Below are 25,919 nucleotides of genomic sequence, written 5' to 3'. Positions count from 1 at the left end.
AGAAAAGGTCAGTTCCCGATGACGAAAACCAAGCCCCTGCTTGAAGCCAGGCGGGTGTTCAAGGGATTTTTCGGCAATCCGGTGCTCAAGGGCGTTGACATCGCCCTTGAGCCAGGACGTGTTCACGCCCTTCTGGGGGAGAACGGTGCTGGGAAATCGACGCTCATCAATCTGCTTTCGGGTGCGTTGCAACCCGACAAGGGCAATGTTGTCGTGGATGGCCAGCCGGTCTTGCGCTTCTCCCCTGCCGCAGCGCGCGAGGCGGGGATTGCAGTCGTTCAACAGGAGCTCAGTCTCGCAGCCGAACTTTCCATCGCCGAGAATATCGGCCTGGGGGCCTTGCCGCGACGCTTCGGACTTATCGATTACCGGGCGCTTTCGACCGCTGTGGCGGAAGTCTGCGAGCGGGTCGGCCTGACCGAGCCGCTCGATATGCCCGTCGGCGATCTTTCGCTTGGCCGCCGTCAGATGGTTGAGATTGCTAAGGCGCTCTTCCGCAAACCACGCGTGCTGATCCTGGACGAGCCGACGTCGTCGCTGTCCGCCCATGAAGCAGGTATTCTGGCGGGCCTGATCCGCAAGTTGCGTGATGAAGGGATAGCGCTTCTCTATATTTCCCACCGCCTCAACGAAGTGCAGGCGCTCTGCTCCCATGTGACCGTTCTGAAGGACGGGGTGGTCACCGCAGACCAGCCCCTCGCGGGCGTCAATGACGAAGGCCTTGTGCGTCTGATGGTGGGGCGCGATGCGGGCGATCTTTTTCCGGCCTGGCAGGACAATCCCGTTGGAAACGAACTGATTGGCCTCGAAGGTTTCTCTGCCGGCATGGCGCGGGATGTGAATTTCCGGGCCTGCGCCGGTGAGATCGTGGGCATTGGCGGCCTGGTGGGGCAAGGGCAGGAAGATTTCCTGCTTGGTCTTTACGGCGCAATACCCGCTTCCGCCGAAACGGCGCAGATCGCGGGTCGCCACAGGCCACTCAAGAACGTCGAGGCAGCAAACGGAGCCGGTCTGGCATATGTGCCTGCTGATCGGAAACATGAGGGGCTGGTGCTGCCTCATTCGATCGCATCCAACCTGCTTCTCCCCTCGCTCGGGGATCTTGTGAAGCACGGTCTGCGTGATCGCGCTGCCGAGCGCAAACGGGTCGCCGATCTCACCAGACGCCTTACCATCAAGGGCGATGTGGGCCGGCCCGTCCAGGCGCTTTCAGGCGGTAATCAGCAGAAGGTGGCGCTGGCCAAATGGCTGCCGCTCGATCCGTCTGTGCTGTTGCTCAACGATCCGACCCGCGGCGTCGACATCGAGACGAAGCGTGAGATTTACCTGATGCTGCAATCCTTCGCGCGTGAAGGAAAGCTGGTCATTCTCCTGAGTTCGGACACGCCCGAACTTGTACACCTTTGCGATCGTGTGGCCGTGTTCCGCGAAGGGCGGCTCGCGACCATGCTGCCACGCTCCGAAATCTCCGAAGAAGCGATCGTCGGCGCTGCCATGGGCCTCTCGGCAAAAGGAGCAGCGGCATGACTGTCACGCGGGTTCCAGCAAATCTCTATACCGCCGTCCAACGGCGGCGGAATCGCGGCCTTACGGGTCTCTATCTGGTCGTTGCTGCGTTCCTGGTGGTGTACGCGATCCTGTTTCCTGGTCTTTTCACCATTGGCGGCTTTTCCAAGTTCACGCAGAACTGGTTCCCGCTCGCACTGGTGACAATGGCGCAGGCGCTGATGATGCTGAATGGTGGCATCTCTCTGGCGATCGGTCCGCTGGTCAGCCTTGGCGCTGTCATTGCCGCGGTCACGATGGGCGGGCCGTTGGGCGTTCTTGGCGGTTTGCTGGCGGTTTCGGCCGCCGGCCTCTTTATAGGTGCCGCGACAGGCGGCATCGTCGCCTATCTGCGCCTGCCCGCCATCATCGTCACGCTGGCGGGCTCGTTCATCATCACGGGTATCGCGTTGCTTCTCCTGCCGCGTCCGGGCGGCTACATCCCCGACTGGTTTTCCGATCTGCTTGCCGGGCATACGCCGGTCGCCTTTGGTCTTCTGGTCCTGTTCCTCATCGGTTGGAAAGTCTACCTCGCGACACCGCTCGGCATTGGAATCTATGCTGCGGGAAACAATCCCGTCGGGGCGTATCGTTCAGGTGTTCCCGTCGAGCGCGTCAAGGTTTTCGCATTTGCGCTGTCGGGTCTGCTGGCGGCTCTGGCCGGCCTGTTTGTGGCGGCGCAAACCGGCTCGGGCGATCCGGTGATCGGCACACCCTTCACGCTCAATTCCATTGCGGGCGCCGTGCTTGGCGGTGTCGCGTTTCTGGGTGGAAGAGGCACGATGCGTGGCGTTATCTGTGGGAGCCTGCTCCTCTCGGTCATGATCAATGTCATGTTCTTTCTTGGCTTTCCGCCCGTCGCCCAGTATGTCGCGCAGGGCCTCATCATAGTCGGCGCGGTTGCGGTTCCGCAATTGACCAGTCAGTGGAGGGCGAAGCCTTGAACGCCATCAAAGCAGCGCTCCGCAACCCGCCGCTTCTCACACTGATCCTCGTCGTCCTCGTCTGGATCATAGCCGGCCTCACGCTGCGCGGCTTCGGTGCCTATGGCCATCTGCGCTATCTCCTGGAGCTTTCCGCGGTGATCGGCATCGTTGCCGCCGGCCAGACGCTCGTGATCCTCATGGGGGGTATCGACCTCTCGGTCGGTGCGATCATCACTGTGACGGCCATTCTGCTGCCACTTATTTCACCGGAGGCGGATCCGACCGGGCTTGTCGGCATCGTTCTCACCCTGGGTATCGCCACGGGCATCGGTCTGCTGAATGGTGCGGGCGCGGCCTATCTCAAGGTGCCGCCAATCATAATGACTCTGGCGATGGCGACCTTTCTGCAGGGCATGCTCGTCATTATCGCTGGCGGCAGCGCGGTATCGGTAACCAATGCCGCCGTTATCTGGCTGGGACAGGCACGTCCTTTCGAAGTTCCCGCAGGCGTGCTCCTGTGGGTGGTCGTATCGATCGTGATGCTGATCATCATCCATCGCATGCCTGTCGGTGCGCGTTTTCTGGCGCTGGGCGCGAATCCGCTCGCCGCACGGCTTTCGGGCGTCAGCGTCGGGCGCAACACATTGCTCGTATTTGCTCTGTCGGGTTTCTTTGCCGGGCTCGCCGGTATACTCATCCTGGGCATGAACCGTCAGGGCTATGTGGGCATTGGCGCCCCCTATCTGTTGACGTCCATTGCCGCTGTCGTTCTTGGAGGCACGTCTATTCTCGGCGGCCGCGGTACCTATGCGGGGACCATACCCGGCGCGATCCTTCTGGTGACCACCACAGCGCTAATCACCGTCGTAAATGCTTCGCCCGGCTGGCGGTCGATCATGTTCGGTTCGCTCATTCTGGGCCTGCTGTTGATCTCGGGTCGTGAGGCGCGGCGATGAGTTGTGGTTACGGGGGGCCGATCATCGATCCGCACCACCATCTGTGGGATCTGTCGCTCGGCCGGCATCCATGGCTTGCGCCGCCGGAGGCCGGCGAGAACGAAATGGTGTTCGGCAACATAGCGCCGATCCGGCGCAATTACGGCGTACGCGAGTACCTGCGCGACGCGGCCGGGCAGAACATCGTTGCCTCCGTTCATGTCGAGGCCGGCTGGTCGGATGACTTTCCGCTTGAGGAAACCTCTTGGCTCGACAGTCTCGACAGGCGTCTCGGTGTCGCTGCCCGCTATGTGGCGCGCGTGCCGCTGTCGGCGAAGGAAGCACCGGACCTGCTTGAACGGGAGGCCGAAAACCAGGCTGTGGTCGGCATTCGCGATATCGTGAGCTGGCATCCCGATCCGAAAAAAAGCTTTGCCTCCCGAGAAGGCATTATGAGCGACCGGCGCTGGCGCGAAGGGCTTTCCAGAGCAACCGAGCTCGGCCTCAGTTTCGATCTTCTGCTTTTCCCATGGCAGATGAAGGAGGCCCTGCGCCTGATCGCTGATTATCCTGACACCCGATTCGTGCTCAACCATTGCGGTAGTCCGGTGGATCGCAGCGAAGAAGGCATGATGCTCTGGCGCGACGGGCTTACAGAGCTTTCTGCCGCGCCGAACATCGTAATCAAGATCTCCAACCCCGTGGCCTATGATCACGATTGGACGGTCGAAAGTCTGCGCCTGGTGATCGACCACTGTATCGCCTGTTTCGGGCCGAAGCGGGCCATGTTCGCCAGCGATTTTCCCGTTGCGGGTCTGCATGCGGACTTCAATGCGCTTTACGACGCGTTCAGAACCATTGCCGCCAGCCTTTCGCCAGATGAGCAGGAGGCCCTGTTTTTCTCGACGGCAAACCGCATCTATCGCCTCCACCTGTCGCCTTCACAGACTTCACAGGACCCTACCCATGTCTGACGCCACGCTCACCAATGCGAGCGATCCCGTCATCGATGACCGCGTTCGCGGCTATCCCGCAGGCCATCCCGGTCTTCGCCTCAGCGCCATCGCCGGACAGGGCTGGAAACCCTTCGATGGCGACATGTCATTGCCATTGATCTCGCTCGATGAAGCGGCTTTCGCCAGCAATGTTGATCTGATGATGACCTATGTGCGCGAGCAGGGGGTCGAGATCGCACCGCATGCCAAGACGCCGATGTCGCCGACCATCGCCGCCCGTCTCGTTGAAGCCGGGGCATCGGGTGTCACGGTCGCCGACATTCGTCAGACCTCGGTCATGCTCAAGGGGGGCTTCCGCCGCCTGATCCTTGCAAACGAGATCGGTGGCCGGGCCGCGGCGAGACGGCTCGCCTACCTGCTTTCCGCCTATCCCGATGCTGACGTTTCGATCTTCGTCGATTCATTAGAGATGATGGAGGCGCTCTCATCTGCGTGGTCGACTTCAACTGATCTTCCGCCGCTTGGACTTCTGGTCGAGCTGGGCGCTGCCCGCGGCGGACTCCGCTCCAGCGAGGCCGCGCTGCAACTTGCAGACGCCATTCTCGAACGCGAAACCGCTACCTTCCGGCTTGCCGGCGTCGCGGCTTATGAAGGCGTTGCTGCAACGCCCGATGCGGCTGAGACGGCGCTGCGCATTTCGACTCTGGTCGAACGCTCGGCAACGCTCATTTCTGCCCTGCGCCAGCGGCTCGGACCGGAGCGCCCGATGATCGTCACCGCCGGCGGATCGGTTTACTTCGACATGGTGGTTCGCGGCCTGAAATCGGCGATCGTTGCAGACCCAAACGCGGTTCTGGTCTTGCGCAGCGGCGCAATCTTCTTTCATGATCACGGTATTTATGAACGCGGCCTCACCGGTCTCGATGACCGCTCCGGTTTCGTGATTGGCGGCAAAGCGGTTTCGGCGACCAGCGGTTTTCGCCCCGCGCTTCGCGTCTGGGCCGAGGTTCTTTCGCGGCCAGAGCCAGGGCTTGCCGTTTGCGGAATGGGCCTGCGCGATGTGGCGGCCGATCAGGGCCTGCCGCGCCCGCTGGCGTTCTATCGCGACGGTACAAATACGGCGCTCGCCGACACGGTTCACGTCACCGCGCTCAACGATCAGCATGCCTTCGTTTCTCTGGGAGGTGGCGTCGATCTGCGTGTCGGTGATGTGGTGGAGTTCGGCATCTCGCATCCCTGCACCTGCCTTGACCGGCACGCAATCGTGTACGGTCTAGACGACGATCATTGCGTGGTTGCGGCCTATCTCACCAACTTCGGCTGAAACGGTTCAAACCCTTACCCAAGCAAAGAAGGAATTTTAGAAGAATGATCATGCGCTACCAGAAAGGATCTCGAATGAGCCAGGCCGTCGTCTATGGCGGTCTAGTCCACATTGCAGGGCAAGTGCCCGATAACCGAAAGGCGAGCATCGAGGATCAGACAGCAGATGTTCTGCGGAAGCTGGATGCGCTTCTGGCTGAAGCCGGCACCGACCGCTCCAGGCTTCTGGCCGTCAATGTGTTCCTGCCTTCGATTATTGATTTCGATGCGATGAACAGCGTCTATGATGCCTGGATCAACCCTGAGAACCCGCCGGCCCGCGCCTGCGTGGAGGCACGTCTTGCCGACCCTGACCTGCGCGTCGAAATGACGGCTGTCGCCGCAGTTTAACAACCGGCCGGCGGCTCGCGCGCCGGCTTCAGATCTGGCGACCGGAGACCAGCCATGCATACGGGCGTTTTTCATTCCATCGATTTTGAGGCCGAGGGCGTCCAGCCTGGCTTTCTGTCGGTTCCCTACTCGGTGGACCGGTCGCCCTACTACCAGATCCGCGTTCCCTATCTGCGGGTGCGCAGGGGAGAGGGTGCGAGTCTGCTCCTGATGGCCGGCAATCATGGCGACGAGTATGAGGGCGAACTTCAGCTTGCCCGGCTCATGCGTCGATTGCAGACGCTTGAAATCAGCGGAACCGTGACCGTGCTGCCGGTTGTGAACCGGCCGGCGGTCATGGCTGCACGCCGCTGCTCGCCACTCGACGGGGGGAACCTCAACCGCGCGTTTCCAGGCGATCCAGCGGGAACGCCGACCGAGCGGATCGCTCATTTTCTCGAGCACGAACTGTTCCCGCGTCACGACGTGGTATTCGATCTGCACTCTGGCGGAACGTCCATGGCGCATCTGCCGTGCCTCCTGATGGAGCGGCAGGCAGAGACCAAGCGTTTCGAGCGTTCGCTCGATCTCATGCGAAGGATGGGGGCCGCCCACGCCTTCGTCGCCGACAACGGGCAAGCCGCGCCAACCTCGATGGGCGCGGCGGGTCGAGCAGGGGCGATCGGCCTCTCCGGTGAGTTCGGTGGTGGCGGCACGGTCACGCCCGAGAGCATGGCCTTTACCGCTGGAGCAATCGACCGCCTCCTTCTTGCGCTCGGCCTAGTCTCCGCTCCGGTGCTTTCCACCCCGCTTGAAGACAAAACCCCTCCGCTCCAGTTTCTTTCGCTGTCACGTCACAGTCAGGGCATCCATGCCACGCGCCGCGGTTGGTTCGAACCCGCCGTCCGACTCGGCGCGCGCGTTGCAGCGGGCGATCTCGCCGGCTGGTACCACGACCTCGAACGGATAGACATGGCCGAGGAAGCGTTGCATTTCGCCGAGGCGGGCGTCGTCATCTCCCATCGCCTTCATTGCGACAGTCAGGCAGGCGATTGCCTGATGCAGGTAGCCGAGACGCTGGAGTCCTGAACACGCTTTGGGCAGTCACTACCGAAACATATGGAGGATCGACAATGCACCTTTCGATGTGGACCTATCCGTGGGACGTTCAGGATCAGGGGGTAGAGCGCACCATTGCTGATCTGCGGGACCGCGCAGGGCTTAACACGATCAGCCTTGCAACCTCCTATCATGCCGGCCGTTTTCTCCAGCCGCGCAGTCCGCACCAGAAGGCCTATTTTCCCGAGGATGGGACAATCTACTTCGAGCCGAACGAGGCGTTATGGGCCGACATGGAGATCAGACCGCTCGTGGCGCGGAATGTTGCCGAGAGGGGCGACATCCTCAGTGCACTTATCGGCGCGCGCGAGCAAACAGGCGTCAAGGTTTCGTGCTGGACAGTCTGTCTGCACAACACGCGCCTGGGCACGGCGCATCCCGAGCATGTTACCCGCAATGCCTTCGGGAACCCGAACTACTACAATCTTTGCCCTTCCAGCCCGGCGGCGCGTACCTATGTAACGACGCTCGTCCGGGACGTCAGCGCGCGGTATCGGCCGGACATGATCGAACTTGAGAGCCCGAACTTCATGGGGTTCGCGCACGAGTATCACCACGAGAAGGATGGTGTCGGCCTCAATCCGGAGGACGACTTCCTGCTGTCGCTGTGTTTCTGCCGGCATTGCACGGCACGAGCACAGTCGGCAGGGATCAATGTCGAGGCCGCACGTGGAACAGTCGCCGGCTTCATAGCCGAGATGTGCGCGCGTGAGATTCCCGAAAAGCAGTTTCCTGATTTTCCCGAGCTTGGTCTGGATGCATTCAACGCTCATGCCGATCTCCGGGCCTTCCTCGACTGGCGTAGCGAACCCGTAACCTCACTGATTGCCGAAATCCGGGAGGCCACGCATCCGGAAACGCGTGTTCTGCTGATCGATCTGGCCGATGGATGGCTTGGTGGCGTCGACCTGCATGATGCAGTTCGCGCTTGCGATGGGGTCATTCTGTGCTGCTATTCCATGGCGCCCGAAACAGTGAGGACGCTTTTCGAGAATGCGCGCAGCGTCGTACCCACCGACAGTTTCCTGGGTGTCGGCTTGCGTCTTTACTACCCCGAGATGGAGAACGCTGCGGCCCTTGCAGCGCGGGTCGATGCGGCTATTACCGCAGGCGCTAATGCAGTGAACTTCTACAATTACGGCCTTGTTCCGGAAAAGCGGCTCGATTGGGTGCGCTTTGCACGGGATCGCGTTTCGCAAGGGATTGATCGTAACTAGGACATTGTACAGGCGGGAAGCCTCCACCGCTACATTTTCTGGAGAGATTGGGATCTGAGCAGTCTCGTAGGTCGAGGTAACGACCGAGGCCCGTCTTTAAATAATCCAATCGTCCAGCGAGTGTGGTTGCAGGCTTACTGCGTTGCTTAGCAACTCTCCATCACCCCGGATAGCAACCAAATCAAATTGATGTTGCAGCGCACGCTTCTTGAGGAAAAGCCGATGACCAATCCCGCTTGGGACCGTCATTCAATCCTTGCCCATCTACGACGAGAGGGCATGACACTCGCCGCCCTAGCGACGCACTATGGGTTTGCCGCTTCCAGCGTCAAGAATATCTGGACGCGGCCGAACGAGAGAGCCGAAAGGGCAATTGCCGATTTCATCGGCCAGCCCGTCGAAAACGTCTCTGCGGATCGGTACCCGATAACCCGCAACCGCATCCTCAAAGCTGAATATGCGTCTTCGCGCGGCAAGCCTTCATCCGCCCAACGGAAGGAAACCGCGTGATGCGTGGCGCTGGCGGTTCGCCAGGCTGCTCTGGCCTTTGCTATCCGGTCATGCGTACCGGCAACGCGAGAACGCACTCTTACGAGACATGTCCGCGCCCGCGGTCAGCCGCTTGCACGACGTCAGCGCCAAACACCGGTCCTCTCGGAACGAGCCGGTCTCGGCAATGTCTAAAACGCAATGGAAATTCGACATGCAGAAGCATGTCAAGGTGAACGTCGGACGCACATCTCATGTCCCATCTCTTCAATTCCAGGGGACACAAGTCGAAATCAACTCTTCATCGTGAAACGGGGCCGGAAAGCCCCGGCAGCGGGTCAAGTCGCCCAACCAATCCCGCCCGACAGCATATAAGCATAACCGTCGCTCCCGTCCGGCCCGTCGCCGGCTACATCGGAGGCAAATACGCTCTCGCCCGCCGTCTGTGCGAGCGCATCGCCGCTACGCCTCATTCACTTTACGCGGAGCCGTTCGTCGGTATGGGCGGCGTCTTCTTCCGCAGGAAGCTGATGCCCCACGCCGAGATCATCAACGACCGCAATGGCGAAGTGGTGAATCTCTTCCGCATCCTTCAGCGCCACTATCCGCAGTTCATGGACACGCTTCGCTTCCAGATCACCTCACGCCGCGAGTTCGAACGTCTGAAGGCGAGCGACCCCGCAACGCTGACCGATCTGGAGCGCGCCGGCCGCTTTCTCTACCTCCAGCGCCTGGCGTTCGGTGGCAAGGTGGCCGGGCAGAATTTTGGCGTGAACCGGGACGGCCCGTCGCGCTTCAACCTCACGCGGCTCGCTCCCATGCTGGAGGAGGCGCATGAGCGCCTTGCGGGCGTGATCATCGAGAACCTGGACTGGCTGGACTTCATCGAGCGCTATGATCGGCCGGATACGCTCTTCTATCTCGACCCGCCTTATTACGGCTCGGAGGGCGACTACGGCCGCGCCCTGTTCGACCGCGACCAGTTCGCCCTCATGGCCGATCGGCTCGGCCAGCTTAAGGGACGGTTCATCCTCTCGATCAACGATGTGCCGCAGATCCGGGAACTGTTCTCAGGGTTTGATATGGAGGGCGCCGAGCTGACCTATTCCATCTCAGCCGGCAACGGTACGAGGGCGAAGGAACTGATTATTTTCTCGGCCGAAGATCAAGGTTGATCAGAAGCCCCTTCAAACACCCTTTGAGGGGGCTTCAAAGAGTTGTGGCTGGTCTAAAAAGCGCTGACAAAAATCCAAAAAGCGGCGACCGGCTACAGACCCGGTAGGAAATGGCGGAGAGAGAGGGATTCGAACCCTCGATACGGTTTCCCGTATACACGCGTTCCAGGCGTGCGCCTTCAACCACTCGGCCACCTCTCCACGGCGCAGCTTTATCTTCCGCGCGAGGGTCATCTAGTCGATCTGATCGAGAATGCCAAGTCCAGTCTGTGACAGTTTTGCAATTTGCCGCACTTTCCTGCGCACAGCCCTCCAATACGCTCAACTTTCTGTAAGGCGATTGCCAAGTCTGGCCGCCGGGCCTATGTCTCGCACGGTTCGTTTTTTGTTTGGCGATCCATGCCGGCAGCGGCACAGAGGTGAGGCCTGAATGTTTCGTCTGTTCTTTCGGATACTGGCTCTTGTTGCTCTTGCAATCGCCGTCGTCATGGCCGTGATCGACGCGACACGCTCCATCGCGGCTGACGCCCTGACGTTCACTCCACTGGGCGAAAGCTGGTACGCAGCATCACCCGACACCCTCAATCTGTCGCAGGCGATTATCCAACGCTACACACTTCCCTTCATCTGGGATCCCTTGATCGTTCAGATCCTGACCTTTCCGGGCTGGCTGGTCTTCTTCGCTCTTTCCCTCATTTTCTACATCGCCGGCTACCGGCGACGACGGACTGTTCTTGTCTGAATGCAGCAAAGAGCCTGACACTGCTTCGGTTGCAGCGCAGCCTGCAAGACCATCTCAAGTCGTTTTTCCGAACGGTCAAAATTCCGCGTGAATTTTCATTTCAGCCGTGCAAGAGTGCCCATAAGGGGAGAGCGGAAGACTTTCTCCATGCCGTTCCCGATGGTCCACGGCCGTTGCGGGACGCTCGCAGGAGCGCTTGAGCGGATCTGCCATTTGAGGCTGCCCGTTCATGCGGCGCAGACAGAAACGCAAGACAACCGACAGGGTGTGGATCACATGAAGCGTATTGTTCTCGGCCTTCTGGCCGCCACCGCACTATCCGCCAACGCATTCGCGGAAGACATCGCTCCGGCTCTCATCTACGATCTGGGTGGCAAGTTCGACAAATCCTTCAACGAGGCAGCCTATAACGGCGCCGAGCGGTTCAAGGAAGAAACCGGGATCGAGTATGTCGAATTCGAAATCTCCAACGATGCCCAGCGCGAGCAGGCCCTTCGCCGTTTTGCCGAGAACGGGCGCAACCCCATCGTCATGGCCGGCTTCACCTGGGTCGACTACCTGAAGAAGGTCGCCCCGGAATATCCCGACACCGATTTCACCATCATCGATGACGCGGTCGACGCACCCAATGTGCGCTCCGTGACCTTCAAGGAGCAGGAAGGCTCCTATCTCGTCGGCATGCTGGCCGCACTCGCCTCGGAGACCGGCACGGTCGGCTTCGTCGGCGGCATGCAGGTTCCGCTCATCGGCAAGTTCGAATGCGGCTATGTCGGCGGCGCCAAGGCTGCCCGCTCCGACGCGAAGGTGATCCGCAACTACACGGGCGACACGCCGTCCGCATGGAACGACCCGACAAAAGGCGGCGAGATCACCCGCACGCAGATCGACCAGGGTGCGGACGTGATCTATCATGCGGCAGGCGGCACCGGTGTTGGCGTGCTCCAGGCAGCTGCGGATGCCGGCAAGCTCGGCATTGGCGTCGATTCCAACCAGAACGGCCTGCATCCCGGCCATGTTCTGACCTCCATGGTCAAGCAGGTGGACGTCGCCGTCTACAATGCCTTCATGGACGCCAAGAACGGTGAATTTTCCTATGGCCTGCAGAATTTGGGACTGGCCGAGGACGGCGTTGGCTACGCAGTGGACGAGCACAATGAGGCTTTGATCACCGCCGAGATGAAAACGGCGGTCGAAGAAGCCAAACAGAAAATCATCGACGGCGAAATCGAGGTGCATGACTACCTCAGCGACAACGCCTGCCCTTACTGAGGCAGAGCCGCTTTCGTCAGAACCGATCCAAAGGGCCGCCTGTGCGGCCCTTTTTCCATTCCTCATCCCAGCCGGTATGTGTTAGGTCGCTTCAACATCTTCTCCGAACAGTCTTCAGGAGCTTTCCATGTCCGATATCGCCCCGGTTCTCGATCAGCTCGATCGTTCCATCGATCAGAGTCTGGAGCGGCTTTTCCGCCTTCTGAAGATCAAATCGATCTCTACCGACCCGGCCTTCGCCGGCGAATGCCGGAAGGCGGCCGAGTGGCTGGTGGAAGACCTGAAGACAATCGGCTTCGAGGCAAGCGTGCGTGATACGGCAGGCCATCCTATGGTGGTGGCGCATCACGATGGCGACGGCCCGCACGTGCTCTTCTACGGACACTACGACGTGCAGCCGGTCGATCCGCTGAACCTGTGGGAGAACGACCCGTTCGACCCGTCTGTCAAGGAGATCGAGCCCGGCCGCAAGGCGATCATCGGGCGTGGGTCTTCCGACGACAAGGGTCAGCTCATGACTTTTGTAGAAGCCTGCCGCGCCTATAAGACGGTGCATGGCAAGCTGCCCTGCAGGATCACCATTCTGTTTGAGGGCGAAGAGGAATCCGGCTCGCCTTCGCTGCGTCCTTTCCTGGAAGAAAACCGAGAAGAGCTTTCGGCCGAATACGCGCTCGTGTGCGACACCGCCATGTGGGACCCGGAGACGCCGGCCGTCTGTGTCGGCCTGCGCGGGCTTGTCGGCGAGGAAATCACCATCAAGGCGGCGGATCGCGACCTGCATTCGGGTTTTTTCGGCGGAGCGGCGGCCAATCCGATCACGGTTCTCGCCCGCATTCTGGGCGACCTGCATGATGAGAACGGGCGTGTGACCGTGCCCGGTTTCTATGAAGGTGTGGAGGAAACACCGGCGGAAATCCTGAAGAGCTGGGAAGGTCTTGGTGAGACGACCGAAAACTTTCTCGGTCCGATCGGCCTGTCGAAGCTTTTTGGCGAAAAAGACCGCTCGGCGCTGGAGCTTGTCTGGGCCCGTCCGACGGCGGAAGTGAACGGCATTACCGGCGGCTATACCGGCGAAGGCTTCAAGACTGTCATTCCGGCTGAGGCTTCCGCCAAGGTCTCGTTCCGGCTGGTTCACAGGCAGGATCCGGTCAAGATCCGCGCCGCCTTCCGCGCTTTTGTCGAAGAGCGACTGCCGGCCGACTGCCGCGTGGAATTTCATCCGCATGGCGGCTCGCCCGCCTTCCAGCTCGACTATGACATGCCGCTGGTGACGAAGGCGCAGGGTGCGCTGAGCGACGAATGGCCAAAGCCCGCAGTGGCGATCGCCATGGGCGGCTCCATCCCGATTGCCGGCGAGTTCCGCCGCATGCTCGATATGGAAACGCTTCTGGTCGGCTTCGGGCTTCAGGATGACCGCATCCATTCGCCGAATGAGAAATACGATTTGAATTCGTTCCATCGCGGCCAGCGCTCCTGGGTCCGCATTCTCGACGCCCTGAGCAAGCAATAAGCCGGAAAAAGCACCATGACGATCCGATTTCACAAGAACGACCTGCCCGATCTCAGCAACTACAATGTCGATGCCGTCGCAATCGACACGGAGACGCTGGGCCTCAAACCACACCGCGACCGGCTGTGCGTGGTGCAACTCTCGCCGGGCGACGGCACGGCTGATGTGGTGCAGATCGACGCCGGGCAGAAGAAGGCTCCAAACCTCGTCGCGCTTTTGAAGAACCGCAAGATCACCAAGCTGTTTCACTACGCGCGCTTCGATTTGGCGGTGCTCTATCACAGCTTCGGCGTGATGCCGGAGCCGGTGTTCTGCTCCAAGATCGCCTCGCGCCTCACCCGCACCTACACCGATCGGCATGGGCTAAAGGATCTCTGCAACGAACTGCTTGGCGTCTCGCTTTCGAAGGCGCAGCAATCGTCTGACTGGGCAGCAGAAGAGCTTACGCCCGAACAGCTCGAATATGCGGCGTCCGACGTGCTCTACCTGCATCAGCTGCGCGAAAAGCTCAATGAACGCCTGGCGCGTGAGAAGCGCACGCGCGAGGCCGAAGCCTGCTTCCGCTTCCTGCCCACACGGGCGAAACTGGATCTGATGGGCTGGGAAGAGGCGGACATTTTCGCCCATAGCTGAGCGCCGCCCGGCCGATTTTGTTTAATTTGACTTAACTGCGCCTTAAACCGCTGCCTCTTACTGTGCCCGCAATGAGATGTGCGGGTGCAGGGTTGCGGGGTTTGTGAGCGTATGGCGCGCAGGACGAAAAACCGAAGGATCGAGCCGACTTTCGACGCGCCAGCGGCGCGCCGGAGCGGAGACGATCTGAAGCTCGGTGACAGCGATCGCGTCGTGCCTTCACGTCAGCGGCGCAGGCCTGGCAAGGGCAAAAGCGCCAAAGGGGCGAAAAGCGCTCGCCGCACCGGCACGCGGCGCAAGAGTGGCGGGGGCGGCGGTTTCTTCGGCTTCCTGCGCACTGCAGTCTACTGGTCGCTCGTTCTGGCCCTGTGGGGCGGCATCGCCGCTGCCGGCATCACCGCATACTATGGCGCCAAAATGCCGTCGGCGACCACATGGGAAATTCCTGACCGGCCACCCAATGTGAAGATTGTCTCGGCTGACGGGGACATGATTGCCAATCGCGGCATGACCGGTGGCGAGGCGGTGGGCCTGCATGAGATGTCGCCACACATTCCACAGGCGGTTATCGCCATCGAGGACCGACGCTTCTACTCGCATTTCGGTGTCGACCCGATCGGCCTTGCACGCGCCATGGCAGAAAACGTCATGGCTGGGCGTCTGACTCAGGGTGGCTCCACTCTGACGCAACAGCTCGCCAAGAACCTTTTTCTGAAGCCCGACCGGACGATTGAGCGCAAGGTGCAGGAGGTGCTTCTGGCGCTGTGGCTGGAGCAGAAGCATTCCAAAGACCAGATCCTGGAGATGTATCTGAACCGGGTCTATTTCGGCTCGGGCGCCTATGGCGTGGAGGCTGCCTCGCGACGCTACTTCAACAAGCCCGCACGGGATGTCACACTCTCGGAAGCAGCCCTTCTGGCCGGTTTGCTGAAAGCGCCCTCGCGCCTTTCACCCGCACGTGATCCCCAGGCCGCCGAAACACGGGCGCAGGTGGTGCTGACCGCCATGCGCGACCAGGGCATGATCGGCGACAGCGAGATGACCACGGCCATGAGCCGGCCCGCCACCCGCGCTGCAGCCTATTGGACGGGCTCGGAACATTATTTCGCCGACCGGGTGATGGAGGAACTGCCGGCGCTGATCGGCGACGTGAAGAGCGACATCATCGTGGAGGCCACGGTCGATCTGCGTCTTCAGAAACAGGCCGAAAAGACCATTCGCAGCCTGATCGACGAGAAAGGCGGCAAGCTCGCCGTTAGCCAGGGTGCCCTCGTCTCCATCGACACCACAGGCGCGGTGCGGGCGATGGTGGGTGGCTATGACTATGCCAACAGCCAGTTCGACCGCGCTTCCGAGGCGCGCAGGCAGCCGGGCTCGGCCTTCAAGCCCTTTGTCTTCATGGCAGCGTTGGAACAAGGAAAGCGGCCCGATAGTGTGCGTAATGACGCGCCGGTAAAGATCGGGAACTGGACGCCGGAAAACTACAAGGGCAAGTATTATGGCCGGGTGACGCTTTCGGAAGCCCTTGCGCGCTCGCTCAATTCGGTGGCCGCGCAGCTTGCCATGGAAGTCGGACCGAAATCCGTTGTCGAGCTCGCGCACCGAATGGGCATCGAATCCGATCTGAAAGCCAATGCCTCCATTGCGCTTGGGACCTCGGAGGTGACGCCGCTGGAACTGACTGCGGCCTATGTGCCCTTCGCCACCGGCGGGTACAGGCCAGAGGTCTATTTCGTGCAGCGCATCACCACATCCTCCGGCAAGGTGCTTTACCAGCACGACCGCCCGCGTATGACACGGGTGGCAAGCCCCGAGATCATCGGCATGATGAATGCGATGATGCAGGGAACAGTGGAATATGGCAGTGCGCGCGCGGCGAACATCGGTCGTCCGGCAGCGGGCAAAACCGGCACCACCCAGCAATCGCGCGATGCCTGGTTCGTTGGATATACGGCCGATCTGGTGACAGGCGTCTGGTTCGGCAACGACGCCTCCAAGGCGACGAAGGCAACCGGCAGTTCCCTGCCCGTTCCGGCCTGGAAAGCCTTCATGGAGGAAGCAGAGAAGGGACGGCCGGTCAAACGGTTGCCAGGCTCCTGGAGCCCCGGCGCTCCGGCGCCCGGCATTGCAGCAGGAGAGCCTCAGACCCGCCCCGTTCCGCAGGCTTCCGTTGGCGGCGGGACGCAGGCTCCGCAAGGGCACCCCACACCACCCGCTGCGGTGCCCTCTGGCGGCGATCCGGATCACACCGCTTCGGTTCGCCGCCCCGTGCCGCCAGCCGATGTGGGTGGCGGAGTGCAGAGGAAGCAGACCTCCATTCTGGACATCATTCTGGGAAATTAGAGCCGGACGCTCCGCTTTTGCCTATCGCATTCCCCTGCGCTCTCGCTTACATAGGAGCGGAACAGGGAGCAGGGCATGGCCGACGAACGCAAGACACTGGTTTTGACCGGCGCAAGCCGGGGCATTGGTCACGCGACAGTGAAGCGCTTTTCCCGAGAAGGCTGGCGGGTGATCACCTGCTCAAGACAGGCCTTTGCCGAGGATTGTCCATGGCCTGCGGGACCGGAAGACCACATCAAGCTCGATCTTTCCGATCAGGAAGACGTGGGCAACGCCATCGCTGAAATCCGCCATCGGCTGGAGGCCAATGGCGGGCGGCTCGATGCGCTGGTCAACAACGCTGCGATTTCGCCCAAGCTTGAAGGCGGCAAACGGATGAACTCCATCGAAACGCCCATGCATATGTGGCGCGATGTGTTTCAGGTGAATTTCTTCGCACCGATCATGCTGGCGCGCGGGCTCTTCAGGGAACTCGGCAATGCAAAGGGCTCCATTGTGAATGTCACTTCCATTGTCGGCAGCCGCGTGCATCCTTTCGCTGGAACAGCCTACGCAACCTCCAAGGCAGCGCTGGTGGCGCTCACCCGCGAGATGGCAGCCGATTTCGGCCCGCACGGCATTCGCGTCAACGCTATCGCACCGGGCGAGATTGAAACCTCAATCCTTTCGCCCGGAACGGAAAAGATCGTCGAAACCATCCCGCTACGCCGGCTTGGGCAGACGTCGGAAGTGGCCGAGACGATCTATTTCCTTTGCTCGGATCAGTCGTCCTATGTGTCTGGCGCGGAGATCCATATCAACGGCGGACAGCACGTTTAAGGCCTCCAAGCGGGGCTGACTTTGGCGGCGCCTCTCAACGGGGTTTCGGCGGCGCGTTTGCAGGCGCCGCCCAACACTGCATCATCTACTGCATCAGCACCTTCTCGATATCGCCGACCGTGTGATTGGTCAGCGTCTTGGCGACCTCGCCGATCACCTTGTCCTCCACTTCCTTGTGCATTTCCTTGCGCAGCTCACCCAGCACCAGCGGCGGGGCGACGAGCACCAGCTTGCTGAACTTGCCCCTGTGCGCAAGCTTGTAGAGCCGTTCGGCGACGTCAGCGGCAAACCGCTCCTTCTCGATACGATGCCAATCGGTTTCGTCCACTGCGCTGCGGTGAACGCCGTGGCCGTCGTTGAAGCGTCCCGGCTTGTCGGTGCCCTGCTCACGGCTTGGCGGATTTTCTTCATGGATCGTTCGCACCACCTGAAGATTGGGATAGGTCGCGTCGCCCTCATTGCGAAGAAACAGCGCCTTTTCACCATCGGCGACGACAACCCAAGCATCGTGTACGAGCCGGAACTCAGCCATATCAATCTCCATTGCTTCTATGGTTCTGAGGAAACGCAGCCTGTCGCTTCCCGTTCCACAAAGTGGATATGGGTATCCGCGCAGGGCCGGGGAAGGATTTCCTGCCGCGAAGCGGTGCGGCGAAAAAGCAATCTTGTCACAATCATGAGGCAGCGAGTGTGTTTCTTCTCAGGCAACGCTGCAAACCGCCATTATTGCGGGCATCGTTCGAGAAGGCTCGTAAACCATGACGACAAAGGTCCAAAAGCTTGCCGCTTTCCCCGTGTTCCTGCGGGTGGAGAACCGTGCTGTCGTCATTATCGGCAATGGGGACGAAGCGCTTGCGAAGGCGCGGTTGCTGGGCCAGTCGAAAGCGGCACTCACGCTGGTTGCAGACGCGCCCGAGAAAGCGCTCGCCGCGTGGGCGGCGGAAAATGGAGCCCATCTGATCCGCGCGCCCTATGCTCCGCGCTACATCGAAAACGCAGCGCTTGTTTTCGCCGCAACCGACGACGAGGCGCAGGATCGCGTCATTGTCGCGGATGCGCGGGCGCGCTCCATCCTCGTCAACGCAGTGGACCGGCCCGAGCTTTGCGATTTCTATACACCGGCCCTTGTGAACCGGGCTCCGCTTGCGGTTGCCATCGGGACCGAGGGTGCCGGACCGGTGCTGGCGCAAATGGTGCGGGCGCGCGTCGACCAGATGCTGTCCCCATCGCTTGGCGTACTCGCCCAACTCGCCACACAATACCGCGATGCCGTGGACCGGCTGGTGCCGCGCGGCCTAGCGCGGCGTCGGTTCTGGAAAGCCTTCTTCACCGGCGACACAGCCCGCGCGGTCGAGCGGGGAGACGTGGCCGCTGCCCGCCGCAGCGCCTCCAGCCTTCTGGCGGCTGGTGAAGACATTCCGGGCCACATCGCACTGGTGGGCGCCGGTCCCGGCGCGGAAGACCTTCTGACACTGCGCGCGCAGCGCCTTCTGATGGAGGCGGATGTCATTGTCTATGACGCGCTGGTGCCGGAGGCCGTGGTGGCGATGGGCCGGCGCGATGCCGAGCGCATCTCCGTGGGCAAGCGCAAGGGCTGCCACTCCAAGAGCCAGGATGAGATCAACGATCTGCTCGTGGCGTTGGGGCGCGATGGCAAACGTGTCGTGCGGCTGAAATCCGGCGATCCGCTGATCTTCGGACGCGCTGGCGAGGAAATGGCAGCACTCCGCGAAGCGGGCGTCTCCTATGAAGTTGTTCCGGGCGTCACTGCCGCCTTCGCCGCCGCCGCCGATTTCGAACTGCCGCTGACCCTGCGCGGCATTGCCTCTTCAATCGTGTTCACCACCGGCCATGACCTGAAGGGCCGCACCCTGCCCGACTGGGCGAGCCTTGCCGTCTCCGGTGCGACCATCGCCGTCTATATGGGGCGTTCGGTGGCTGCAGATGTAGCAGGTCGGCTTGTAGAGGCCGGGCTCTCGCCGGATACGGCCGTGGCGGTGATCGAGAATGCGAGCCGTGACGACAGGCGGCTTCTGCACGGAACTCTGAATGACCTGCCCTCGCTCGCCGACCGTAGCGAACTGACCGGCCCCGTGATGACGCTGATCGGCGACGCGGTGGCCGGCGCAAATTTCGAGCGCTCGGAGGCGCTCGCCACCTACAAGCACCAGCTGGAGCGCGCGTGATGAAGATTGTAGCCGCCAATCGCCTGACCGATGGTGAAACCGTGTGGCTGGGAGCCGGCGAGCGCTGGGTCGACACGATCGACGCCGCCCATGTGGCAAAAGATGCCGAAGACGAGGCCCGTATTGCCGCGGCCGGAAACGCGGCACTCTCGGCCAACATCGTGGTCGATGTCACGCTGGTCGACGTGGAGATCGTGGAAGGCCGCATTCTCCCCAAACGCCTGCGCGAGCGCATTCGCGCCGGCGGCCCTTCCATTCATCCCGAGATCGGCAAGCAAGCGCGCAACGCTGCGCTCAACGCCGCCTAAAGCCAGGTCACGTTCCATGTATCGTTATGACGAATTCGACCAAGCCTTCGTGAAAGCCCGCGTTGCGGAGTTCAGCGACCAGGTGAAGCGCCGCCTCGCAGGCGAGCTGACGGAAGATCAGTTCAAGCCGCTCCGGCTGATGAACGGTGTCTATCTGCAGCTACACGCCTATATGCTGCGGATTGCCATTCCCTACGGTTCATTGTCACCGCGCCAGATGCGGAAGCTCGCCCATATCGCGCGCACCTATGACAAGGGCTACGGCCATTTCACGACGCGCCAGAACCTGCAGTTCCACTGGCCAAAGCTGGTCGACATTCCACGAATCCTGGAAGAGCTCGCCGAGGTAGAGATGCACGCCATCCAGACCTCCGGAAACTGCATACGGAATGTGACAGCCGATCATTTTTCCGGTGCTGCGGCTGATGAGGTGGCAGACCCCCGCCCCTACGCCGAAATCCTGCGGCAATGGTCGTCGTTGCATCCGGAGTTTTCGTATTTGCCGCGCAAGTTCAAGATTGCGGTGACAGGTGCTGCACGCGACCGTGCGGCCATTGAGGTGCATGATATCGGCCTGCATCTGAAAAAGAACGACAGGGGCGAGCTCGGCTTTGCAGTGTTTGTCGGTGGTGGTCTTGGCCGCACACCCATGGTGGCCAAGAAGATCCGCGATTTTCTGCCAGAGGAAGACCTGCTCACCTATGTGACCGCGATCCTGCGCGTCTACAATCTGAACGGGCGCCGCGACAACAAATACAAGGCGCGGATCAAGATCCTCGTGCACGAGACCGGCACGGAAGAGCTGAAAGCGCAGGTGGAAAAGGAGTTCGAAGAACTCCGCGAAAGCGAGCTGAAGCTGCCTGCCGCCGACATCCGCGCCATCGAAACATATTTTGCACCGCCGAAACTGAAGGCGCGCCCGGAGGGTGACGCGGTGGTGAGCAGGGCAGTAAAGGCCAATCCGGGTTTCGCCGACTGGCTGCGCCGCAACGCGCATACGCATCGCAACCCCGACTATGCTTCCGTGACCGTTTCGCTGAAGGGCATAGGCGAAGTGCCGGGCGATGCGAGCGACGCACAGATGGATGCGATTGCCGACCTTGCCGAGCAATATGGCAACGACGAAATCCGTGTCAGCCATGAGCAGAACCTGATCCTGCCGCATGTGGCGCGCGCCGACCTGCCGGCGGTGCATGCAGCACTTGTCGAGATCGGTCTTGCAACCTCAAATGCCGGGCTCATCACCGACATCATCGCCTGCCCCGGGCTTGACTACTGCGCGCTGGCCAATGCCCGATCCATCCCCGTGGCGCAGGAGATTTCCCAGCGCTTTGCCTCCCAGGCCCGACAGGACGAGATCGGCGATCTGCAGATCAAGATCTCCGGCTGCATCAATGCCTGCGGGCATCACCATGTCGGCCATATCGGCATTCTCGGTGTGGAGAAGAAGGGCACGGAGCTCTACCAGGTAACCCTTGGCGGTTCGGCGCGTGAGGGCTCGACCATCGGCGAAATCATCGGGCGCGGCTTTGAGCCGGACGAGATCACCGACGCGGTGGAGACCATTGTCGACACTTATCTCGCCAGACGCGAAAGCCGCGAAGAGAGCTTTCTCGACGCCTATCGCCGGCTTGGTCCAGCACCATTCAAGGAGGCTCTTTATGGCCACGAAGCCAAGGCAGCTTGACCGCGATTTCGCAGCCAACGGCGATGCAACCGAACTTGCCGTCACGCTGAACGATCGGTACGGCTATCTTCCTGCCGAAGAAATCATCGCCGTCGCGATCGATCTGTTTCGGGATGCGGGCGGCATCGGAGCGACCTCTTCGTTCGGAGCGGATTCGGCCGCCTTGCTGCACCTAATCGCGAAAGTTGAACCGGGGATTCCGGTGGCGTTTCTGGACACGGGCCAGCATTTCGGTGAAACGCTGGACTATCGTGATCAGCTGGTCGCCGACCTCGGACTGACAAATCTCAAGATCGTCGCTCCGCGCGCCAAGGCGCTCGCCGAGCAGGATCCGGATGGGACCCTTCACCAGCGCGACACGGATCTCTGCTGCGACATCCGCAAGGTGGAACCGATGGCACGTGCGGTCGAGCCATATCGTGCGTGGTTTACAGGCAGGAAGCGAAACCAGGCTGCAACCCGTGCCCAGATGCCTGTGTTCGAGGCGGTGGGCCCGCGGATTCGCGTAAACCCCCTTGCGCGTTGGACCACCGAAGACCAGGCCAGCTACATGCGCCAGAATAAGCTGCGGCAGAACCCGCTGGTGGCTTTCGGCTATCTCTCCATCGGCTGCTTTCCGTGCACCAGTCCTGTCAGCCCGGGAGAAGACCCCCGTGCGGGGCGCTGGGCAGGGCAAGCCAAGATCGAATGCGGTATCCACCTGCCCGGCCTCGAGGCCGCGCTCTCCCCATCGCGCTAGGAGTGGCATCATGAACGATACACAGCCAAAGCTCTGGGACGGCAGAGCATTCCGCAAGAATGTCTGGCAGAAGCATGAAGAGGCTGTAGTGCCGGGCGACGGCCAGCGTTTTATCCTGCCGCTGGCTGCTTTTCTCGAACTCGAGGAAGAAGCACGCGAGGAAGCCGCGAAGCGCATTGGTGTCGAGCTACAACCAGGTGAGGCGCTGGATCTACTGTTGCCGTACCTAGAACGCCTCCCGCTGGTGGCCCTGGCTTTTCCCGCTTTCAATGACGGGCGGAGCTATTCCAAGGCAGAACTTCTACGCGCGCGTCACGGATACCGAGGAGAAATCCGGGCAACGGGCGACGTGTTGATCGATCAGGTCGCACATATGTTCCGGGTCGGGTTTTCGACGCTTGAGATCGTCAATCCCCTTACGATCAGCCAGCTTGAGGCTGGAAAAGAAGCGGGCATCCCGCTCTACTATCAACCAGCAGCGAAGGCAGCGGCCGCCCCAGGATCCTATGCGTGGAGGCGTGTTTCCGCCTGATTATCTCGGAAAATTCGAGGAAATTGTGGGGTTTGCGCTCCGCTCTGCGTCATTTCATCTCGAAATCCTCCGGTTCTGACCTATATCTCTGCCAAGGGGTGCATTCCGTGCCACTTCTGTTATGGTGCGCCCCATCTTGAGTCGCCCTATGCTTGGGCGCTTTTGCATCTTTGTGCCGGCTGATGCCAGGCCCTTGCACCGATGTAGAATAAGATTGACCGAGAGCTGCTCTTCGCGCTTTCCAGCGCATTGGACATGCTCAACCATTGAAACGCCAACTGAAGAAGGAAGTCCATTGCAGGTTATCGTTCGCGACAACAATGTCGATCAGGCCCTCAAAGTGCTCAAGAAGAAGATGCAGCGCGAGGGTGTTTTTCGGGAAATGAAAGCCCGTCGTTCTTATGAGAAGCCCTCGGAAAAGCGCGCACGTCAGCGTGCCGAAGCTGTCCGCCGGGCTCGGAAGCTGGCCCGCAAGCAGGCCCAGCGCGAAGGCCTTCTGCCGAAGAAGCGCCGCGCAGCCTGAGGGCTGACGACCAGGCTCAACCTGGCTTTATTGGATTTGAGAACAGGGACGGTGCGGCTCAGGCCCCGTCCCTGTCTTGATTCACGGGTTCGTTTGAAATGGATCAGCCGGCACGGCGCTCGGCTTCATCGAGCTTGCCCAGAAGGTCATGGAACTCCTCGGGCATGTCGGTATCCAGCGAGAAATGCGGCATTCTGTTCAGAAACCGCGTGTTTTCAGGGTGACCAAGACGCTGTCTGACACTGCGCGCAGTGTCAGCGCGATTTGCGTCGCTCTGGCGCTCCTGTCGTTTTTCGTGTTGCGTCATTGTCCTTGCTCAATCGTTTCAAATCGCACTTATGGAGTTAAACCCCCAGATGAGGATTTGTTCCGAGAAATGAGGCACTTCGGCCATGTTTGAGCAACAGGGTAAACTTTTCCTAAAATTCTAGATATCAGCCCAGGTATCTGACATCCGGTATCCTTCGGGCCACGGATCAGAAGGGTCGAGCATCAGTTGATGCGTTCCGGTGACCCACCCTCGCCCAGCGACCTCAGGCATGATAGCCGGCTTATCTCCTGCGAGTGTTTCGCCGAGGATCCGGCATTCAAAGCGCGAGCCCAGCACCGACACGCCCGTGAAGCGACCTCCTACCTTCATGCGGCCACGCGCGTGGAGCACGGCCATGCGGGCGGAACATCCTGTGCCGGTCGGGGACCGGTCGAGCTTGGCCGGGCGGATGACGACCGTGTTGCGGCCGATCAGACCTTCCGCGGTTTCCTCCACCGGCAGGGCGAGCTGGCAGAAGGAGATGTGATCCCATTCCGGATTCTCGGGATGGGAGAAGCCAAGCTGCTCATTTGCCGCCCGTGTGATCTTTGCCCCGGTTTCGGCCAGATCGCGGGCTTCATCGGGCGTGACGGAGAAGCCGAGGGCGGCGGCATCGGCGATGACGAAACTGTCGCCGCCATAGGCGGTATCGACAGTCAGCGTGCCGAGACCCGCAACCTCAAGCGGTGCGTCCAGCCGGTCGGCGAAGGAGGGCACATTGGTGACGCGGATACGCTCGGCCTTGCCATTGCGGCATTCGGCGACCACGTGAACGAGACCGCCCGGCGCTTCCAGAACGAGTTTTGTCTCCGGCTCGGTCATGGGCACGATGCCAGTGTCGAGCAACACGGTGGCGACACAGATGGAGTTGGAGCCCGACATGGGCGGCGTGTCTTCCGGCTCCATGATGATGAAGCCCATATCGGCTGCCGGGTTTTTTGGCGGAACCAGCAAATTGACATGGCGGAAGACACCGCCGCGTGGCTCATTGAGAACGAAATTGCGCAGGCTTTGATCGCGAGCGATGAAACTGCGCTGCTCCCACAGCGTATCCCCGGGCGGAGGGAGCACACCGCCGACAATGACGTCGCCGACCTCGCCCTCGGCATGACAGGAAACGATGTGGATTGCCCGGCTGGTACGCACGACTCAGGCGCCTTTTCCAAACGACAGGACCGGTGCGCCAAGCGTTTCGAAATCAGGCTCGATGCCAAGACCCGACCCTGACGGCGCTTTCATGCCACCATTGACGCGTTTCGGTGCATTGGCGGCGATGGTTTTGGTGCCGTAGGAATTGAAGTCCGTTGCCGAAAAGACGAAGTCGGATGGCGTGGACTGCGCAAGATGCGCTATTGCGGCGGTGACGATGTCACCGCCCCATGTGTCTTCGATGGTCATGGGGATACCGTGTGCGAGACAGACATCGCGCATGGTGCGCGCCTTCGAGAGGCCGCCGACCTTGGAGATTTTCAGGTTGATGACGTCGAATGCGTCGTCGGCCAAACCGCGCACGAGCATATCCAGGCCGGTGATGTTTTCATCCATCACGAAAGGCTTTGCCGTGCGGCGGCGGATCGACAGGCACTCGTCATAGGTGGGGCATGGCTGCTCGATATAGACATCGAGATCGGCCACCGCATCGACCACGCGTGCTGCCTCATGCCGCGTCCAGCCGGTGTTGGCGTCGGCCACGAGAATGTCCGTGTCGTCGAGGATTTCGCGGCAGGCGCGGATGCGGGCGATGTCATCATCCGCATTGCCGCCGACCTTGAGCTGGAACCTGGTGTAGCCCTCGGCCCTGTAGCCGGCGATCTTCTTTGCCATCTGATCGGGGTCTTCCTGCGAGATGGCGCGGTAGAGGCGCACCTCGTCCTGCGCGCTGCCGCCAAGAAGCGTGACCAGCGGCAAGCCACTCGCCTTGCCCAGAATATCCCAGCAGGCGATGTCGAGCGGCGCTTTCACATAGGGGTGCCCGTTGAGGGCGGCATCCATCGTTCGGTTGACCAGACCGAGATTGGTGGGATCGAGGCCGATCAGCTTTGGTGCGATCTCTTCAAGGCCCGCGCGCACACCGCGCGCATAGGACGGCAGATAGGCCGAGCCCAGCGGGCAGCATTCGGCATAGCCGGTGAGGCCCGTATCCGTCTCGATGGCGACGACGGTGGAATCGAAGACTTCAACGAAGTTTCCGTTCGACCATGAATAGCGCCCTTCCTTCAGCGGCAGGTCGACCTGATAGGCGTGGATGGCAGTGATTTTCATGG

Annotated in this window: 26 protein-coding genes and 1 tRNA gene; 22 read left to right on the top strand and 5 right to left on the bottom strand. The window is 61.0% G+C overall.

What is annotated here, in order from left to right; genetic code table 11:
• Positions 1–18 precede the first annotated feature (18 nt).
• From HF949_RS05020 to HF949_RS04975, 10 genes are all read left to right on the top strand, one after another.
• On the top strand, positions 19–1,527 hold the full coding sequence (locus HF949_RS05020; protein WP_292898677.1) for a sugar ABC transporter ATP-binding protein: 1,509 nt from the start codon (positions 19–21) through the stop codon (positions 1,525–1,527).
• Positions 1,524–2,489 (top strand): ABC transporter permease, encoded by a 966-nt coding sequence (locus HF949_RS05015; RefSeq protein ID WP_292898676.1) that lies wholly within the window; start codon positions 1,524–1,526, stop codon positions 2,487–2,489. The genes HF949_RS05020 and HF949_RS05015 overlap by 4 nt, the downstream gene beginning before the upstream one ends.
• On the top strand, positions 2,486–3,427 hold the full coding sequence (locus HF949_RS05010; protein ID WP_292898674.1) for an ABC transporter permease: 942 nt from the start codon (positions 2,486–2,488) through the stop codon (positions 3,425–3,427). The genes HF949_RS05015 and HF949_RS05010 overlap by 4 nt, the downstream gene beginning before the upstream one ends.
• The gene (locus tag HF949_RS05005; RefSeq protein ID WP_292898672.1) at positions 3,424–4,380 is read left to right on the top strand and encodes an amidohydrolase family protein; all 957 of its coding nucleotides are present in this window, start codon (positions 3,424–3,426) and stop codon (positions 4,378–4,380) included. Before HF949_RS05010 ends, HF949_RS05005 begins: the two co-directional genes overlap by 4 nt.
• The gene (locus HF949_RS05000; RefSeq protein ID WP_292898670.1) at positions 4,373–5,686 is read left to right on the top strand and encodes an alanine racemase; all 1,314 of its coding nucleotides are present in this window, start codon (positions 4,373–4,375) and stop codon (positions 5,684–5,686) included. The genes HF949_RS05005 and HF949_RS05000 overlap by 8 nt, the downstream gene beginning before the upstream one ends.
• A 44-nt stretch (positions 5,687–5,730) precedes the next feature.
• Complete coding sequence (locus HF949_RS04995; RefSeq protein ID WP_292898668.1) at positions 5,731–6,075, top strand: RidA family protein; 345 nt, start codon at positions 5,731–5,733, stop codon at positions 6,073–6,075.
• A gap of 54 nt (positions 6,076–6,129) precedes the next feature.
• Positions 6,130–7,143: a succinylglutamate desuccinylase/aspartoacylase family protein gene (locus tag HF949_RS04990; RefSeq protein WP_292898666.1), complete on the top strand. Its 1,014-nt coding sequence runs from the start codon at positions 6,130–6,132 to the stop codon at positions 7,141–7,143.
• A 44-nt stretch (positions 7,144–7,187) separates the two neighbouring features.
• Complete coding sequence (locus tag HF949_RS04985; protein ID WP_292898664.1) at positions 7,188–8,390, top strand: hypothetical protein; 1,203 nt, start codon at positions 7,188–7,190, stop codon at positions 8,388–8,390.
• A 222-nt stretch (positions 8,391–8,612) separates the two neighbouring features.
• Positions 8,613–8,900 (top strand): helix-turn-helix domain-containing protein, encoded by a 288-nt coding sequence (locus HF949_RS04980; protein WP_292898662.1) that lies wholly within the window; start codon positions 8,613–8,615, stop codon positions 8,898–8,900.
• A gap of 233 nt (positions 8,901–9,133) precedes the next feature.
• The gene (locus tag HF949_RS04975) at positions 9,134–10,054 is read left to right on the top strand and encodes a DNA adenine methylase (protein WP_366931284.1); all 921 of its coding nucleotides are present in this window, start codon (positions 9,134–9,136) and stop codon (positions 10,052–10,054) included.
• A gap of 111 nt (positions 10,055–10,165) precedes the next feature.
• Here the strand turns inward: HF949_RS04975 and HF949_RS04970 are convergent.
• Positions 10,166–10,255 (bottom strand) — tRNA-Ser (locus tag HF949_RS04970).
• Between the two features lie 229 nt (positions 10,256–10,484).
• On the opposite strand from HF949_RS04970, the gene HF949_RS04965 reads away from it, so the two are divergent.
• From HF949_RS04965 to HF949_RS04940, 6 genes are all read left to right on the top strand, one after another.
• Positions 10,485–10,796 (top strand): hypothetical protein, encoded by a 312-nt coding sequence (locus tag HF949_RS04965; RefSeq protein WP_292898660.1) that lies wholly within the window; start codon positions 10,485–10,487, stop codon positions 10,794–10,796.
• A gap of 276 nt (positions 10,797–11,072) precedes the next feature.
• The gene (locus HF949_RS04960; protein ID WP_292898658.1) at positions 11,073–12,065 is read left to right on the top strand and encodes a BMP family lipoprotein; all 993 of its coding nucleotides are present in this window, start codon (positions 11,073–11,075) and stop codon (positions 12,063–12,065) included.
• A 127-nt stretch (positions 12,066–12,192) separates the two neighbouring features.
• Positions 12,193–13,575, top strand: a complete 1,383-nt coding sequence (locus HF949_RS04955; protein ID WP_292898656.1) for a dipeptidase — start codon at positions 12,193–12,195, stop codon at positions 13,573–13,575.
• 15 nt (positions 13,576–13,590) lie between these two features.
• Positions 13,591–14,208, top strand: a complete 618-nt coding sequence (locus HF949_RS04950; protein WP_292898654.1) for a ribonuclease D — start codon at positions 13,591–13,593, stop codon at positions 14,206–14,208.
• 111 nt (positions 14,209–14,319) lie between these two features.
• A complete protein-coding gene (locus tag HF949_RS04945; RefSeq protein ID WP_292898652.1) occupies positions 14,320–16,551 on the top strand; it encodes a transglycosylase domain-containing protein in 2,232 nt (743 codons plus the stop codon).
• 75 nt (positions 16,552–16,626) lie between these two features.
• Positions 16,627–17,370 carry an SDR family NAD(P)-dependent oxidoreductase gene (locus tag HF949_RS04940; RefSeq protein ID WP_292898650.1) on the top strand — a complete coding sequence of 248 codons (744 nt, stop codon included), beginning with the start codon at positions 16,627–16,629 and terminating at the stop codon, positions 17,368–17,370.
• Positions 17,371–17,455: 85 nt separating this feature from the next.
• On the opposite strand, the gene HF949_RS04935 is transcribed toward HF949_RS04940, so the two are convergent.
• Positions 17,456–17,902 carry a host attachment family protein gene (locus tag HF949_RS04935; RefSeq protein ID WP_292898648.1) on the bottom strand — a complete coding sequence of 149 codons (447 nt, stop codon included), beginning with the start codon at positions 17,900–17,902 and terminating at the stop codon, positions 17,456–17,458.
• A gap of 226 nt (positions 17,903–18,128) precedes the next feature.
• Here HF949_RS04935 and cysG point away from each other — a divergent pair, with 226 nt between their 5' ends.
• The 6 genes from cysG (at position 18,129) to rpsU (ending at position 23,345) form a co-directional block, all read left to right on the top strand.
• The gene (gene cysG, locus HF949_RS04930; RefSeq protein ID WP_292898646.1) at positions 18,129–19,556 is read left to right on the top strand and encodes a siroheme synthase CysG; all 1,428 of its coding nucleotides are present in this window, start codon (positions 18,129–18,131) and stop codon (positions 19,554–19,556) included.
• The gene (locus HF949_RS04925; RefSeq protein ID WP_292898644.1) at positions 19,556–19,864 is read left to right on the top strand and encodes a DUF2849 domain-containing protein; all 309 of its coding nucleotides are present in this window, start codon (positions 19,556–19,558) and stop codon (positions 19,862–19,864) included. The genes cysG and HF949_RS04925 overlap by 1 nt, the downstream gene beginning before the upstream one ends.
• A gap of 16 nt (positions 19,865–19,880) precedes the next feature.
• The gene (locus tag HF949_RS04920) at positions 19,881–21,551 is read left to right on the top strand and encodes a nitrite/sulfite reductase (protein WP_292898642.1); all 1,671 of its coding nucleotides are present in this window, start codon (positions 19,881–19,883) and stop codon (positions 21,549–21,551) included.
• Positions 21,526–22,290, top strand: a complete 765-nt coding sequence (locus HF949_RS04915) for a phosphoadenylyl-sulfate reductase (protein WP_292898640.1) — start codon at positions 21,526–21,528, stop codon at positions 22,288–22,290. The genes HF949_RS04920 and HF949_RS04915 overlap by 26 nt, the downstream gene beginning before the upstream one ends.
• Before the next feature lie 10 nt (positions 22,291–22,300).
• Positions 22,301–22,822, top strand: coding sequence for a DUF934 domain-containing protein (locus HF949_RS04910; protein WP_292898638.1), 522 nt, complete (start codon positions 22,301–22,303; stop codon positions 22,820–22,822).
• 295 nt (positions 22,823–23,117) lie between these two features.
• Positions 23,118–23,345, top strand: coding sequence for a 30S ribosomal protein S21 (gene rpsU, locus HF949_RS04905; protein ID WP_292898636.1), 228 nt, complete (start codon positions 23,118–23,120; stop codon positions 23,343–23,345).
• Positions 23,346–23,448: 103 nt separating this feature from the next.
• Here the strand turns inward: rpsU and HF949_RS04900 are convergent, their stop codons facing one another.
• From HF949_RS04900 to HF949_RS04890, 3 genes are all read right to left on the bottom strand, one after another.
• Positions 23,449–23,652, bottom strand: coding sequence for a hypothetical protein (locus HF949_RS04900; RefSeq protein ID WP_292898634.1), 204 nt, complete (start codon positions 23,650–23,652; stop codon positions 23,449–23,451).
• A 120-nt stretch (positions 23,653–23,772) separates the two neighbouring features.
• Positions 23,773–24,801 carry a trans-3-hydroxy-L-proline dehydratase gene (locus HF949_RS04895; RefSeq protein ID WP_292898632.1) on the bottom strand — a complete coding sequence of 343 codons (1,029 nt, stop codon included), beginning with the start codon at positions 24,799–24,801 and terminating at the stop codon, positions 23,773–23,775.
• Between the two features lie 3 nt (positions 24,802–24,804).
• A complete protein-coding gene (locus HF949_RS04890; protein WP_292898630.1) occupies positions 24,805–25,917 on the bottom strand; it encodes a cis-3-hydroxy-L-proline dehydratase in 1,113 nt (370 codons plus the stop codon).
• Between the last annotated feature and the right edge of the window lie 2 nt (positions 25,918–25,919).

The organism is Nitratireductor sp., from assembly GCF_017794765.1.
Classification (GTDB): Bacteria; Pseudomonadota; Alphaproteobacteria; order Rhizobiales; family Rhizobiaceae; genus Nitratireductor.
The sequence above is the reverse complement of the archived record's forward strand: the minus strand, read 5'-3'. Positions and strand labels throughout refer to the sequence as shown.